Below are 273 nucleotides of genomic sequence, written 5' to 3'. Positions count from 1 at the left end.
CCCCGTACCCCCCACACCCCCCGCCCAGCCCACCCCACCCGCCACAACCACGCCACCCACCTCGACCGCCCCACCCGTGCCTGCCATCGGTCCGCCGGGTCCGTGACGACGGCCTGGAAGCGGCGCCACTGCTGGATTTCACGGGCGACGCGGACGGTGGCCGCGCCGGGTGCGGGCGGGGCCGTCTCGCCCTGCTGAGCTGCGCGGTAGCTGTCGAGAAGGTGCTGCTGTGTGGCGTTCATGTCCCTCACTGTGGGGCCGGCCGGCGGCCCG

1 protein-coding gene is annotated in these 273 nt (G+C 75.5%); it reads right to left on the bottom strand.

Annotation, left to right across the window (positions count from 1 at the left end; genetic code table 11):
* The coding region (locus IEZ17_RS20890; protein ID WP_189302364.1) for a hypothetical protein at positions 1-242 on the bottom strand (242 nt) is incomplete at its 3' end.
* Positions 243-273 lie beyond the last annotated feature (31 nt).

The organism is Streptomyces albospinus, from assembly GCF_014648695.1.
In the GTDB taxonomy this organism is placed as follows: Bacteria; Actinomycetota; Actinomycetes; order Streptomycetales; family Streptomycetaceae; genus Streptomyces; species Streptomyces albospinus.
This window is presented reverse-complemented; position numbering and strand designations above follow the sequence as displayed.